This is a genomic window from Bacillus sp. 5RYD7K (assembly GCF_059831465.1).
In genome coordinates, this window is sequence record NZ_CP191200.1 from 1,997,300 (window position 1) to 2,010,896 (window position 13,597).

Consider the following 13,597-nt stretch of genomic DNA (forward strand, 5'->3'; position numbering starts at 1 on the left):
AGGTCTGTTATCCGTCCGTTTCCGCCTGCTTTTCAGCAAAAAATGTCGAATGGAGGATGACACCGTTTGACAAAAAAAGTACAATAGTTTCGGTAAAGTTATTATTAAGTCTATCTAATCGGAAGACATGCAGTGAAGAGAACCCTTCACAAAAGGGAGGTAATCATTTGTTAAAGGATATATTCACAAAAAAGAAAAAATATGCTTCCGTGCCGTCTGAGCAGGCAAAACATGATGTTCCGGAAGGCATTATGACAAAGTGCCCCAAATGTAAAAAAATCATGCTCACAAAAGAGTTAGATAAAAACCTGCGCGTCTGCATGAACTGCGGGCACCATTTCCCGATGAATGCAAAGCAGCGCATTGAAATCCTCCTGGATGAAAATTCATTCGAAGAATTCAACCAGGGAATGATATCTGAAAACCCGCTCGGTTTCCCGGGATACTTAGAAAAAATCGCAAAAGACCGTGAGAAAACATCGCAGAATGAAGCGGTTGTTACCGGAAAAGGGACCATCAGCGGATTCCCTGCCGTTATCGCGATCATGGATTCGACATTCCGCATGGGCAGCATGGGCTCGGTTGTCGGCGAAAAAATCACGCTGGCAATTGAAAAAGCGAAAGAGGAAAAAGTCCCGTTCATCATCTTTACCGCTTCCGGCGGCGCACGTATGCAGGAAGGGGTCTTAAGCCTCATGCAGATGGCGAAGACAAGCTCTGCATTGAAACTGTTCAGTGAAGAGCAGGGGCTGATTATTTCGGTTATGACCCACCCGACGACTGGCGGCGTATCGGCCAGTTTCGCGTCTCTCGGTGATTATAATTTCGCTGAACCGGGCGCCTTGATCGGATTTGCCGGAAGACGTATTATTGAACAGACGATCGGAGAAAAACTGCCGGAGGATTTCCAGACGGCGGAATTTTTATTAAAGCACGGCCAGCTTGATGCGGTGATTCACAGAAACGACATGAAAGACAAACTCGCATTTCTGCTGGACATGCACCAAACAGGAGGTGAGCGTGAGTGGCTGCAAGATTAGAATTTGAAAAACCGGTTATTGAACTGCAGACAAAAATCGCCGAACTGAAAAAATTCACCCAAGATTCGGAGATGGATTTAAGCGCTGAAATCGCAAGGCTTGAAGACCGGCTCAGCAAGCTCCAGGATGAAATTTATAAAAACCTGAAGCCTTGGGACAGAGTGCAGATCGCACGCCTTCCCGAACGGCCGACGACCCTTGATTACATTCAATACCTGTTTACCGACTTTTTTGAGTGCCACGGAGACAGAACATACGGAGACGATGCTGCGATTGTCGGCGGAGTTGCCAAATATCACGGCATGCCGGTCACCGTCATCGGTCATCAGCGCGGAAAAGACACGAAAGAAAACCTTGTCCGCAATTTCGGAATGCCTCACCCTGAGGGCTACCGTAAAGCGCTTCGCCTCATGAAGCAGGCGGATAAGTTTAACCGCCCGATTATCTGCTTCATCGACACGAAGGGAGCGTATCCGGGCAAAGCGGCGGAGGAACGGGGACAAAGTGAAGCCATTGCTAAGAACCTGTTCGAAATGGCCGGCCTGACAGTGCCTGTCGTTTGTATCGTCATCGGCGAAGGCGGCAGCGGAGGGGCGCTTGCATTAGGTGTGGGCAACCGCATGCTGATGCTGGAGAACTCGACGTATTCCGTTATTTCTCCTGAAGGAGCCGCGTCCATTTTGTGGAAAGATTCAAGCCTTGCCAAAAAAGCGGCTGAAACCATGAAGATTACTGCGCCCGATTTATTAGAATTAGGAATTATAGATAATATGATTAAAGAAGTGAAGGGCGGAGCTCACCATGATATTAAGCAGCAGGCGGGCTACATTGACGGCATCCTTAAAGAAACATTAAAATCTCTTCTTCCATTGAACGCCGAAGAATTGATCTCACAGCGCTACGAAAAATACAAGGCCATCGGAAAAGTTTCGGTTGAGGATCAATATATCGGGGCAAACTGAATAGACGTGAAGCCTATGGCTCACGTTTATTTTTTGTGTTTTTTGTGATATTCCTTAAATTTTATTTAAAAACAGTTTATTTAATTGTATAATAGGTAAGGTTTCATGGGAGCTCAGGCGTCCCTTTTCATTGTTTTAGGGCAATGATCATGATATGTTTAACATATATATGTTGCTGAGGTGAATAGGAAATGAAGCGTATAGGAGTATTAACGAGCGGCGGGGATTCCCCGGGGATGAACGCAGCGGTGCGAGCGGTTGTGCGTAAAGCTATCTATCACGATGTAGAAGTTTACGGAATTTATAACGGTTATTCAGGATTAATCAGCGGAAAAATAGAGAAACTGGAGCTTGGTTCGGTCGGTGACATCATCCACCGCGGAGGAACAAAGCTGTATACAGCCAGATGTCCTGAATTCAAAACGGTTGAAGGCCGTGAAAAAGGAATCGAAAATTTAAAGAGACTCGGCATTGAAGGTCTTGTCGTTATCGGCGGAGACGGTTCGTACATGGGTGCGAAAAAATTAACGGAACACGGGTTTCCATGTGTAGGTGTACCGGGTACGATAGATAATGACATCCCGGGAACTGATTTTACGATCGGATTTGATACGGCGTTAAATACCGTAATTGATGCGATTGATAAAATCCGTGACACAGCTACGTCGCATGAGCGTACATACGTAATTGAAGTGATGGGACGCCATGCAGGCGACATTGCTTTATGGGCAGGTCTTGCAGGCGGAGCGGAATCCATTTTAATCCCTGAAGCGGACTACGATATGGAGGAAATTATCGGCCGTTTGAAGAGAGGGCACGACCGCGGCAAAAAACACAGTATCATCATCGTTGCTGAGGGGGTAGGCAGCGGGGTTGAATTCGGAAAACGCATCGAAGAAGAAACAAACCTTGAAACACGGGTATCCGTTTTAGGGCACATCCAGCGCGGCGGATCTCCAAGCGCTTCTGACCGGGTTCTTGCAAGCCGCCTCGGCGCTTACGCGGTTGAGCTTCTGCTTAAAGGAAAAGGCGGACGCTGCGTAGGTATACAAAACAACAAGCTTGTAGACCATGATATTATAGAAATTTTAGAATCAAAACATACTGTTGAACCAAACATGTATCAGCTTTCAAAAGAACTGTCTATTTAAGACGGAAGAAGCTGAAGATTTCAGAAGGAAGTGAACGAGTTGAAAAAAACAAAAATCGTTTGTACAATCGGTCCGGCCAGTGAAAGTGTAGAAATGCTGACAAAATTGATGGAAGCGGGTATGAACGTTGCTCGTCTGAATTTTTCACACGGTGATTTCGAAGAGCACGGCGCAAGAATCAAAAACATCAGAGAAGCAAGCAAAAAGCTCGGCAAAAACGTGGGGATTCTCCTCGATACGAAAGGTCCGGAAATCCGCACGCACGATATGGAAAACGGCGCGCTTGAGCTTCAGGCGGGAAATGAAATTATCGTTTCTACAAAACAGGTACTGGGAACGCTTGAAAAATTCTCAGTTTCTTATGAAGGCCTGGCAGACGACGTGTCAGCAGGGTCTATCATCCTGCTGGATGACGGTTTAATCGGATTGGAAGTGATTGAATCAAATCCGGAAAAACACGAAATCAAAACAAAAATCTTAAACAGCGGCACGCTGAAAAATAAAAAAGGCGTAAACGTTCCCGGCGTCAGCGTCAACCTTCCGGGAATTACTGAAAAAGACGCTAAAGACATCGTCTTCGGCATCGAGCAAGGCGTTGATTTCATCGCTGCGTCATTTGTACGCCGCTCTACGGATGTTCTGGAAATCCGCGAACTGCTTGAAGAGCATAACGCGTCTGACATTCAAATCATCCCTAAAATTGAGAACCAGGAAGGCGTAGACAATCTGGATGCGATCCTGGAAGTATCTGACGGCTTAATGGTAGCGCGCGGAGACCTCGGCGTAGAGATTCCGGCTGAAGAAGTGCCGCTCGTGCAAAAAGAAATGATCAAAAAATGCAACGCGCTCGGCAAACCGGTTATTACCGCGACTCAAATGCTTGACAGCATGCAGCGCAACCCACGTCCGACACGCGCTGAAGCAAGTGACGTTGCCAACGCTATTTTCGACGGCACAGATGCGATCATGCTTTCCGGTGAGACGGCTGCGGGACAATATCCTGTTGAGGCGGTTCAAACAATGTTTAACATCGCCACACGTACGGAAGAATCTCTGAACTACAAAGAAATTCTGTCTAAACGCAGAGATCAGGTCGGCATGACGATTACCGATGCAATTGGCCAATCCGTTGCACACACGGCGATCAATCTGAACGCGGCAGCTATCGTTACGCCTACAGAAAGCGGCCATACGGCGCGTATGATCGCGAAATACCGTCCGCAGGCTCCGATTGTAGCCGTTACAGTGAATGAGTCTGTATCACGCAAACTCGGCCTTGTATTCGGTGTCTTCCCGGCAAGCGGCCAAAACGCGAATTCTACAGATGAAATGCTTGAAGATGCAGTTCAAAAATCACTTGACAGCGGAATCGTGAAACACGGTGATTTGATTGTCATTACAGCCGGTTCTGTCGGTGAATCAGGTACGACGAATCTGATGAAAGTTCACACTGTCGGCAGCATTATCGCAAAAGGACAAGGCATCGGACGCAAATCAGCATTCGGTCCGGTTGTTGTTGCAAAAAATGCGAAGGAAGCTGAACAAAAAATGACAGACGGTGCAGTATTGGTTGCTTCAAGCACTGACCGTGACATGATCGCTTCGCTTGAAAAAGCATCAGCGCTCATCACGGAAGAAGGCGGTCTGACAAGCCATGCCGCAGTAGTCGGTTTAAGCTTGGGCATTCCGGTTATCGTCGGTCTGGAGAACGCAACTTCAGTTTTAACAGAAGGACAGGTTATCACAGTTGACGCTTCCCGCGGCGCTGTGTATGAAGGCCGCGCAAGCGTTCTTTAAACAGCTTTAAAAAAGAGAGGGGGGTTCTCCCTTCTCTTTTGTCTTTAGGTTGATTTTCCTATTCCCATGCGGACGGTGACGCGCTTTTAGAAGGACAGGAGGGCAGAAATCGGGTAATGCGCGACCTGCAGCACGGCAGCATGCCGGGGGACGCGCTTCTTGATGGAATATGTGTCTTTATCGGAGGCCTGTTTTTGATGCTTCCGGGTTTTTTGTCCGATATTGCAGGGGCTTGTCTTCTGATTCCGTTCACTCGGAACCGCATGAAGCCGCTTTTGTTCAAATGGCTGAGAGGAATGTCAAAAAACAAGCGGATCATTATCAAATAAAAACGGCAGCCTTCTTGCAGGGCTGCTGTTTTTATTTGGACTGAACAGTAATATAGGCCCATATTTCTTTTAAAGCGCCCGTTGTGATAAATGCCTGAATGAAAACGAGAAGCGCAGGCCCCGCAGCCAGTCCTAAAATTCCGAACAGCTTAAAACCGGCAAACAGGGCGATTAAGGTCGCAAGCGGATCAAGCCCGATTGACTTGCTTAAAATCTTCGGCTCCGTCAGCTGGCGCTGAATGAGAACCACTATATATAAAATACCGAGACCGATCGCTTGGGGAAGCTGACCGGCAATGGCCAAATACATAATCCAGGGAACAAATACCGATCCGGCGCCGAGATACGGGAGAAGATCCACCAGGCCGATAAAAAAGGCAATGGTCGCTGCATGCTCAATTCCTAAAAGAAGCAGTCCGATAAAGACAATGATCATCGTAAAAAGGATGAGCACGGCCTGCGCCTTAATGAAACCGGCCATCGCTTTTTTCAGTTCTCCCGACACGGCCTTGGCGTTTGCCGAAACGCGTTCCGGAAGAATGGAATAAAGCATCGCTTTCAGCTTGTGCCAGTCCTTTGTCATAAAAAAAGTCGCCAGCATTGCGAATACGAAGACGGCAGCCGTATTGGGAAGGAAGGCAATCCATTTCGGCACCAGCTCTAAAAGATGTGATAGCATCAGCCCCGCATTTTTAGCGGCTGTATCACCGAGGGTCTGAATATGCGTCACGATGGATGCCTGCTGATTGGTTTCCAGCCCGTTAAATAAGACTGTCAGCTCGTGGTACAATGGCTGAATGCGGGAAGTGAAGAATTCTTCGCAATACGTTATAAAGGCGCTGATATGGGGAGGGAGCGTTTTGGCCAGATAGGCGGTTCCCGAGATGATTTCCGCAACGAGAAAAGTCGCAGCGCCAAGAAGAATCAGCAAAAAGAAGACCAGGACAATGACTGTATTGACTGATCGGGGCAGCCCTGTCAGTTTGTCCAGCCAGTCAACGACGGGAATGATCGCCGATGACAGAATAAGGGCGATCAGAAACGGATAAGTTAACGGGAATGAGGCGTAACCGGCCGCTAAAGCGCCGCCGGCCGCAGCTAGTACAAACAGCGCGCGGAAAAAAACAGTTGCATAGTGCGGATTCACATCGATCCTCCTCTCGGTCGGCACGTCCTATTACATTAGTTTATTCGTCAAAAAAAAGGATATGAATACAGTTATGATGAAGGATGGTGCTTTCAGAATGTTTACACAGGCGAATTTATTTTTACTATTATTGCTGGCCATCGCATTGATAGCCAAAAACCAGTCATTGCTTTTTGCCGTCGGCTTTCTCATTGTGATAAAAGCTGTCGGTCTTGATCAGAAATTGTTCCCGGTGATTCAGTCAAAAGGAATCAACTGGGGGGTCACCGTCATTACAATCGCTGTTTTAGTGCCGATTGCGACAGGTGACATCGGTTTTAAACAGCTAGGAGAAGCGATGAAATCATATTATGCGTGGATCGCTCTCGGCGCCGGAATCGCCGTAGCCTTAATCGCCAAAAACGGTCTCACCTTATTGGAAAACGATCCTCATATTACAACGGCGCTGGTGATCGGCACGATACTTGCCGTCGCGCTTTTCGGCGGCGTCGCTGTCGGTCCGTTAATCGGCGCCGGAATTGCCTATCTGGCCATGCAGATCGTTAAAATATTCACTTCGTAAAGTAAAAAAGCGGCGTAAAGCCGCTTTTTTTTTGCGGAAAAAGAGGAAAAAACCGCGTAAAATCAAGAAAATGTGCGAGAAAGAAAAAAAATTATAGGTAAACATTTAACAAATGTCTGATTATTGTTTATAATAAGAATAGGCTTAAACTTAAATAAGCTTATAAGAATTTGTTATGTTCCTCTATAAGCATACCGGTTATGTAACCGCAATCATTGAAATGTAAGCATTTTCTTAAAGGGGAAAGGGAGTGTTTACATGACTCATTTTAAGTAAGCCGTATGTTTTATGTACTCTTTAAAGGGGAATTTTGATTGAAAAGGAGAGGTTGAATATGACAGCAACACGCGGTCTTGAAGGGGTTGTAGCAACAACATCATCTGTAAGCTCTATTATCGACGATACCCTTACATATGTAGGGTACGATATTGACGACTTGACAGAGAATGCAAGTTTTGAAGAAATCATTTATTTGCTGTGGCATCTGCGCCTGCCGAATAAAACAGAGCTTGCTGAACTGAGAAAACAGCTTGCGAAAGAAGCTGCCGTTCCACAAGAAATCATTGAGCACTTCAAATCCTATCCCCTCAATAACGTGCATCCAATGGCTGCGCTCCGGACGGCGATTTCATTACTCGGTCTGACTGACAGTGAAGCCGATGTCATGAATCCGGAAGCGAACTACAGAAAAGCCATCCGTCTGCAGGCGAAGGTGCCGGGCATTGTCGCCGCTTTCTCAAGAATCCGCAAAGGGCTTGATCCTGTTGAACCGAAGGAAGAGTACGGTATTGCGGAGAACTTCCTTTACACCTTAAACGGTGAAGATCCTTCTCCGATCGAAGTGGAAGCGTTTAACAAAGCGCTCATTCTTCATGCGGATCATGAGCTGAATGCATCAACATTTACGGCGAGAGTATGTGTCGCCACCTTATCCGATATTTACTCAGGCATCACGGCGGCCATCGGCGCATTAAAAGGACCGCTTCACGGCGGAGCCAATGAAGCCGTCATGAAAATGCTGACAGAGATCGGAGAAGTGGAAAATGCCGAGCCTTATATCCGCAGCAAAATGGAGAAAAAGGAAAAAGTGATGGGCTTCGGACACCGCGTGTATAAGCATGGGGATCCGCGCGCCAAACATTTAAAAGAAATGAGCAAACGCCTGACGAATCTGACGGGTGAAAGCAAATGGTACGACATGTCAATCCGTGTCGAAGAAATTGTGACGTCGGAGAAAAAACTTCCGCCTAACGTTGATTTCTATTCCGCATCTGTGTACCACAGTCTCGGCATTGACCACGATCTGTTCACGCCGATCTTTGCGGTCAGCAGAATGTCCGGATGGATCGCGCACATTCTTGAGCAATACGATAACAACCGCCTCATCCGCCCGCGCGCTGAATACACGGGTCCGGATAAGCAGACTTTTGTTCCGATTGACGAAAGAGCCTGATCAAACGGGAGGCTGGTGATTTTCATGTCGTTAGCCTCTTGTTAATCAAGCCCAAGTTGGTTTACAATTTTGATAGAATCTTGAGAAAAATCATTTTATTTTCTATACAAGAAAAATAAAATGTTTTCTAAATATGAATTACATACTGGGAGGTAATATTGTGTCACAAGGTGAAAAAATTACAGTCTCTAATGGAGTATTAAACGTACCAAATAATCCGATTATCCCGTTTATTGAAGGTGACGGCACAGGCCCTGATATTTGGAATGCCGCTTCTAAAGTATTGGAAGCCGCTGTTGAAAAAGCATATAAAGGCGAGAAAAAAATCACGTGGAAAGAAGTTTATGCCGGTGAAAAGGCTTATAATAAAACAGGTGAGTGGCTTCCTGCCGAAACGCTGGAAGACATCAGAGAGTACTTCATCGCTATCAAAGGACCTCTGACGACACCGGTCGGCGGCGGTATCCGTTCTCTGAACGTGGCGCTGAGACAGGAGCTTGATTTGTTTACGTGCCTGCGCCCTGTCAGATATTTCACTGGAGTGCCTTCTCCGGTCAAACGTCCTGAAGATACGGATATGGTCATTTTCCGCGAAAATACGGAAGATATTTACGCCGGAATTGAGTATGCGAAAGGTTCTGAAGAAGTTGAAAAGCTGATCAGCTTCCTGCAAAATGAAATGGGCGTTAACAAAATCCGTTTCCCTGAAACATCAGGAATCGGCATCAAGCCTGTTTCTGAAGAAGGAACAAGCCGCTTAGTCAGAGCTGCCATTGAGTATGCGATCGAAAACGGCCGCAAGTCTGTCACGCTTGTCCACAAAGGAAACATCATGAAGTTCACTGAAGGGGCATTTAAAAACTGGGGCTATGAGCTTGCCGAAAGAGAATACGGAGATAAAGTATTCACTTGGGCCGAATATGACCGCATCGTCGAAAAAGACGGAAAAGAAGCGGCTGATAAAGCGCAGAGCGAAGCAGAAGCAGCAGGAAAAATCATCGTCAAAGACAGCATCGCTGATATTTTCCTTCAGCAGATCTTAACCCGCCCGAGTGAATTCGACGTCGTGGCGACGATGAACTTAAACGGAGACTATATCTCTGATGCGCTTGCCGCTCAGGTAGGCGGAATCGGCATCGCGCCGGGAGCGAACATCAACTATGAAACAGGGCATGCGATTTTCGAAGCGACTCACGGAACGGCTCCTAAATATGCCGGCCTTGACAAAGTCAACCCGTCATCCGTTATCCTTTCAGGAGTGCTTCTTCTTGAACACCTGAACTGGAATGAGGCGGCTGACCTAGTCATTAAATCTATGGAAAAAACGATTGCTTCAAAAGTAGTAACTTACGATTTTGCAAGATTAATGGACGGTGCAACTGAAGTGAAATGTTCAGAGTTCGGTGAAGAGCTTATCAAAAACATGGACTGAACCTAAAGCAGACTTCTAATGAAGCCAAAAAAGGAGAAGAGAATCATGGGAAAAACACGCAGTAAAGTTTCTGTTATCGGAGCAGGATTTACGGGAGCGACAACAGCCTTCCTTACAGCTCAAAAAGAGCTTGCGGATGTTGTGCTCGTTGATATTCCACAATTAGAAAACCCGACTAAAGGAAAAGCGCTTGACATGCTCGAAGCAAGTCCGGTTCAAGGATTTGACGCGAAAATCACAGGCACGTCCAACTACGAGGACACAGCTGGTTCTGATATCGTCGTCATCACGGCCGGAATTGCGAGAAAACCAGGCATGAGCCGTGATGATCTCGTATCTACAAACGAAAAAATCATGAGAAGCGTCACACGTGAGATCGTGAAATATTCTCCTGACTGCATTATCGTCGTGTTAACAAACCCTGTTGATGCGATGACATATGCGGTGTATAAAGAATCAGGCTTCCCGAAAGAACGTGTTATCGGACAATCCGGAGTGCTTGACACTGCGCGGTTCAGAACATTCGTCGCTGAAGAATTAAACCTGTCAGTAAAAGACGTGACCGGTTTTGTTCTCGGAGGACACGGTGACGACATGGTTCCTCTCGTCCGTTATTCCTATGCGGGCGGCATTCCGCTCGAAACGCTTATCCCGAAAGACCGTCTTGATGCGATTGTAGAGCGCACAAGAAAAGGCGGCGGGGAAATCGTCAACCTTCTCGGAAACGGAAGCGCCTACTACGCGCCTGCTGCATCACTGACAGAAATGGTAGAAGCCATTTTGAAAGATCAGCGCCGCGTGCTTCCGACCATCGCTTATTTAGAAGGCGAATACGGTCATGAAGGCATTTACTTAGGCGTACCGACGATTATCGGAGGAAACGGCCTAGAGCAAATCATTGAGCTTGAACTGACAGACTATGAAAAAGCACAGCTGAGTAAATCAGTTGAATCTGTCAAAAACGTGATGAAAGTATTGTCATAAGAAAAATGGGAAGGCTTCCGAATCAGAAGCCTTCCTCTTTTTACAATTAATGAAAGCGTTTTCTTTTTCCCTGAACGATCCTTTCTCTGAAAATGATCAAAAAGGCGAATTGTCTGAACGGGCAGTATTAGATAAAATGAAATCATAAAGTGATATGCAACACATAAAATAGAGAAAATTGGATGTCGGGGAAAATAGACAGCGGAGGGCGCAGCATGAACAAAAAAATTTTAGTTGTAGATGATGAACAATCTATCGTTACTCTTTTACAGTACAATCTGGAACGGTCCGGCTATGATGTCATTACCGCATCAGACGGCGAAGAGGCTCTGGAGCAGGCAGAGAAGGAAAATCCGGATTTAATCGTACTGGATGTCATGCTGCCGAAAGTGGACGGAATCGACGTCTGTAAACAGCTCAGACAGCAGAAAATGATGGTTCCGATCTTGATGCTGACAGCAAAAGATGAGGAGTTTGATAAGGTGCTGGGACTGGAGCTCGGAGCGGATGATTACATGACAAAGCCGTTCAGTCCGAGGGAAGTGACTGCGCGGGTGAAAGCCATTTTAAGAAGGGCTGACATTTCTTCGCTGTCACAAGGCAGAGAAGAGGAAAAGGACGGGCAGATCCTTATCGGCGAGCTGAAAATTCTTCCGGAGCATTACGAAGCGTACTTTAAGTCGGAACAGCTGGAATTGACGCCTAAAGAATTTGAACTGCTTCTGTATTTGGGAAAACACAAGGGAAGAGTGCTGACAAGAGATCTTCTGCTGAGCGCGGTCTGGAACTATGATTTTGCCGGGGACACCCGGATTGTTGATGTTCATATCAGCCATCTGCGCGACAAAATCGAATCAAATACCAAAAAACCCATCTATATTAAAACAATCAGAGGTTTGGGGTATAAACTGGAGGAGCCAAAAATGAATGAATAAAGTCCGTGTGCGTCTGTTCGCTTTACTTGTTGTATGTATCATATTGGTTTTCAGTGTTCTCGGCCTTTTTTTACAGCAGCTTATTTCTTCAGCCGCTAAAGACAGAACGGCGGATCAGCTGAAAAAGGAATCGGTATACATAGCGGGCCTTCTTGATACCGGCCGAATCGGCAATAAAAGCAATGAAACGGTAGTCCGCGACGCCGGCCGCACCCTCGGTATAAACGTCTCTGTTCTCAATGAGAAGGGTGACGCCGTTTATCATTCCGGCAGGCATGCTGATGATGCAGCCGTAAAGGAGTTCATTTCTCACAATAAAAATGAGGCAGCCATACAGGCGGGAAGCAAAATGATCCGCGGCGCCGCCGTAAAAAATGACGCCGGCCAAACGGCGGGATATGTGCTCGTTTCCTCGGAGATCAGCGGCGGTTCAAGTATTACCGGAGAAATGTGGGGCATGCTGGCAGCAAGTCTTTGTACCGCTTTTATCATTATCGTTTTCTTTTATACAAACATGACGTCCCGTTACAAAAAATCAATCGACGCCGCGACGAAGGTGGCGACGGAACTGTCCAAAGGCAATTATGACGCCCGCTCCTACAGCGGTTACGCAAGGCGGTCTGACCGCCTCGGGCGTGCGATGAACAGTCTGGCGGTCGATTTGATGGAAATGACGAGAACGCAGGATATGCAGCGCGACCGTCTGTTAACCGTCATTGAAAATATCGGTTCAGGTTTGATTTTAATAGACGGGAGAGGTTTTATTAATCTCGTGAACCGATCGTACACGAAGCAGTTTCATACAAAGCCTGAACGTCTGCTTCGCCGCCTTTATCATGATGCGTTTGAGCATGAGGAAATCATTCGGCTCGTCGAAGATATTTTTATGACGGAGACGAAAAAATGCCAGCTGCTGAGACTTCCCATCAACATTGAGCGGCGCTACTTTGAAGTTGACGGCGTTCCGATCATGGGTCCTGATGATGAATGGAAGGGCATTGTTCTCGTTTTTCACGATATAACGGAAATTAAAAAATTGGAGCAGATGAGGAAGGACTTCGTCGCCAATGTTTCCCATGAACTGAAAACGCCGATCACCTCGATTAAAGGCTTTACGGAAACGCTGTTAGATGGGGCGATGAAAGATGAAAAGGCACTTTCAGACTTTCTGTCTATCATTCTGAAAGAAAGTGAGCGGCTCCAATCCCTCGTACAGGACTTATTGGATTTATCCAAAATGGAGCAGCAAAACTTTACGATGCGCGTAGAATCCTTTGACGCCGCAAAAATCCTCCATGAAATCGAAGCCCTTTTACAGCATAAGGCTGAGGAAAAAGGCATCAGTTTTCAGCTTGACCTTCCGGAGGAGCCGATTTTTGTGATGGGTGATGTGCACAGGCTGAAGCAGGTATTCCTGAATCTGGCGAACAACGCTTTAACCTACACGCCTGAAAAAGGGACGGTGGCGATTTCGGTAAATGTGAAAGAAACCGCTGTCGATATCAAAGTGTCCGATACGGGAATCGGTATTCAGAAGGAAGAGATTCCGAGGATATTTGAGAGATTCTACCGCGTGGATAAAGACAGGAGCCGCAACTCGGGAGGAACCGGGCTCGGTCTTGCCATCGTAAAGCACTTAATAGAAGCCCATGAAGGCAAAATCGAAGTCACAAGCGAGCCGGGACAGGGAACCGTGTTCACTGTGACGCTGAAGCGGCCGCCGGCAGCGTGATCAGCTTTACAAAGGATTAACAATTTCTTCATGACCTGTTAAACCTATCTTGTTAGGATGTAACAGAACCCCT

At 46.7% G+C, this 13,597-nt stretch carries 11 protein-coding genes and 1 pseudogene; 11 read left to right on the forward strand and 1 reads right to left on the reverse strand.

All coding sequences use genetic code 11. The features are described from left to right. Window positions 1-167 precede the first annotated feature (167 nt). The 5 genes and pseudogenes from accD to ACQE26_RS10085 form a co-directional block, all read left to right on the forward strand. Entirely contained in the window at window positions 168-1,040 is an 873-nt protein-coding gene (gene accD / locus ACQE26_RS10065; protein WP_500469213.1) for an acetyl-CoA carboxylase, carboxyltransferase subunit beta, read from the forward strand. Then, window positions 1,025-2,002, forward strand: coding sequence for an acetyl-CoA carboxylase carboxyl transferase subunit alpha (gene accA, locus ACQE26_RS10070; RefSeq protein ID WP_016938600.1), 978 nt, complete (start codon window positions 1,025-1,027; stop codon window positions 2,000-2,002). Before accD ends, accA begins: the two co-directional genes overlap by 16 nt. Before the next feature lie 191 nt (window positions 2,003-2,193). Next, window positions 2,194-3,153, forward strand: coding sequence for a 6-phosphofructokinase (gene pfkA / locus ACQE26_RS10075; RefSeq protein WP_016938601.1), 960 nt, complete (start codon window positions 2,194-2,196; stop codon window positions 3,151-3,153). A 39-nt stretch (window positions 3,154-3,192) separates the two neighbouring features. Further along, window positions 3,193-4,950: a pyruvate kinase gene (gene pyk / locus ACQE26_RS10080; protein WP_438420376.1), complete on the forward strand. Its 1,758-nt coding sequence runs from the start codon at window positions 3,193-3,195 to the stop codon at window positions 4,948-4,950. Window positions 4,951-5,048: 98 nt separating this feature from the next. Next, a pseudogene (locus ACQE26_RS10085) lies at window positions 5,049-5,279 on the forward strand (FxsA family protein); the annotation flags it as partial. A gap of 31 nt (window positions 5,280-5,310) precedes the next feature. Here ACQE26_RS10085 and ytvI read toward each other — a convergent pair. Next, window positions 5,311-6,426, reverse strand: coding sequence for a sporulation integral membrane protein YtvI (gene ytvI, locus ACQE26_RS10090; RefSeq protein WP_500469215.1), 1,116 nt, complete (start codon window positions 6,424-6,426; stop codon window positions 5,311-5,313). A 97-nt stretch (window positions 6,427-6,523) separates the two neighbouring features. On the opposite strand from ytvI, the gene ACQE26_RS10095 reads away from it, so the two are divergent. The 6 genes from ACQE26_RS10095 (at window position 6,524) to pnpS (ending at window position 13,524) form a co-directional block, all read left to right on the forward strand. After that, the gene (locus ACQE26_RS10095) at window positions 6,524-6,988 is read left to right on the forward strand and encodes a DUF441 domain-containing protein (protein ID WP_007408072.1); all 465 of its coding nucleotides are present in this window, start codon (window positions 6,524-6,526) and stop codon (window positions 6,986-6,988) included. A gap of 334 nt (window positions 6,989-7,322) precedes the next feature. Next, window positions 7,323-8,441, forward strand: a complete 1,119-nt coding sequence (gene citZ, locus ACQE26_RS10100; protein ID WP_269774663.1) for a citrate synthase — start codon at window positions 7,323-7,325, stop codon at window positions 8,439-8,441. Window positions 8,442-8,601: 160 nt separating this feature from the next. Then, window positions 8,602-9,873 carry an NADP-dependent isocitrate dehydrogenase gene (gene icd / locus ACQE26_RS10105; protein ID WP_438420374.1) on the forward strand — a complete coding sequence of 424 codons (1,272 nt, stop codon included), beginning with the start codon at window positions 8,602-8,604 and terminating at the stop codon, window positions 9,871-9,873. A gap of 45 nt (window positions 9,874-9,918) precedes the next feature. Further along, entirely contained in the window at window positions 9,919-10,857 is a 939-nt protein-coding gene (gene mdh, locus ACQE26_RS10110) for a malate dehydrogenase (RefSeq protein WP_003152455.1), read from the forward strand. 215 nt (window positions 10,858-11,072) lie between these two features. Beyond that, window positions 11,073-11,792: a response regulator transcription factor gene (locus tag ACQE26_RS10115; RefSeq protein WP_045509934.1), complete on the forward strand. Its 720-nt coding sequence runs from the start codon at window positions 11,073-11,075 to the stop codon at window positions 11,790-11,792. Further along, window positions 11,785-13,524 carry a two-component system histidine kinase PnpS gene (pnpS, locus tag ACQE26_RS10120; RefSeq protein WP_500469218.1) on the forward strand — a complete coding sequence of 580 codons (1,740 nt, stop codon included), beginning with the start codon at window positions 11,785-11,787 and terminating at the stop codon, window positions 13,522-13,524. Before ACQE26_RS10115 ends, pnpS begins: the two co-directional genes overlap by 8 nt. Window positions 13,525-13,597 lie beyond the last annotated feature (73 nt).

Bases quoted from the DNA above. Each gene is read 5' to 3' on its own strand.
- pfkA (WP_016938601.1), top strand. From the start codon at position 2,194: ATGAAGCGTATAGGAGTATTAACGAGCGGCGGGGATTCCCCGGGGATG.
- ACQE26_RS10095 (WP_007408072.1), top strand. From the start codon at position 6,524: ATGTTTACACAGGCGAATTTATTTTTACTATTATTGCTGGCCATCGCA.
- citZ (WP_269774663.1), top strand. From the start codon at position 7,323: ATGACAGCAACACGCGGTCTTGAAGGGGTTGTAGCAACAACATCATCT.
- mdh (WP_003152455.1), top strand. From the start codon at position 9,919: ATGGGAAAAACACGCAGTAAAGTTTCTGTTATCGGAGCAGGATTTACG.
- ACQE26_RS10115 (WP_045509934.1), top strand. From the start codon at position 11,073: ATGAACAAAAAAATTTTAGTTGTAGATGATGAACAATCTATCGTTACT.
- pnpS (WP_500469218.1), top strand. From the start codon at position 11,785: ATGAATAAAGTCCGTGTGCGTCTGTTCGCTTTACTTGTTGTATGTATC.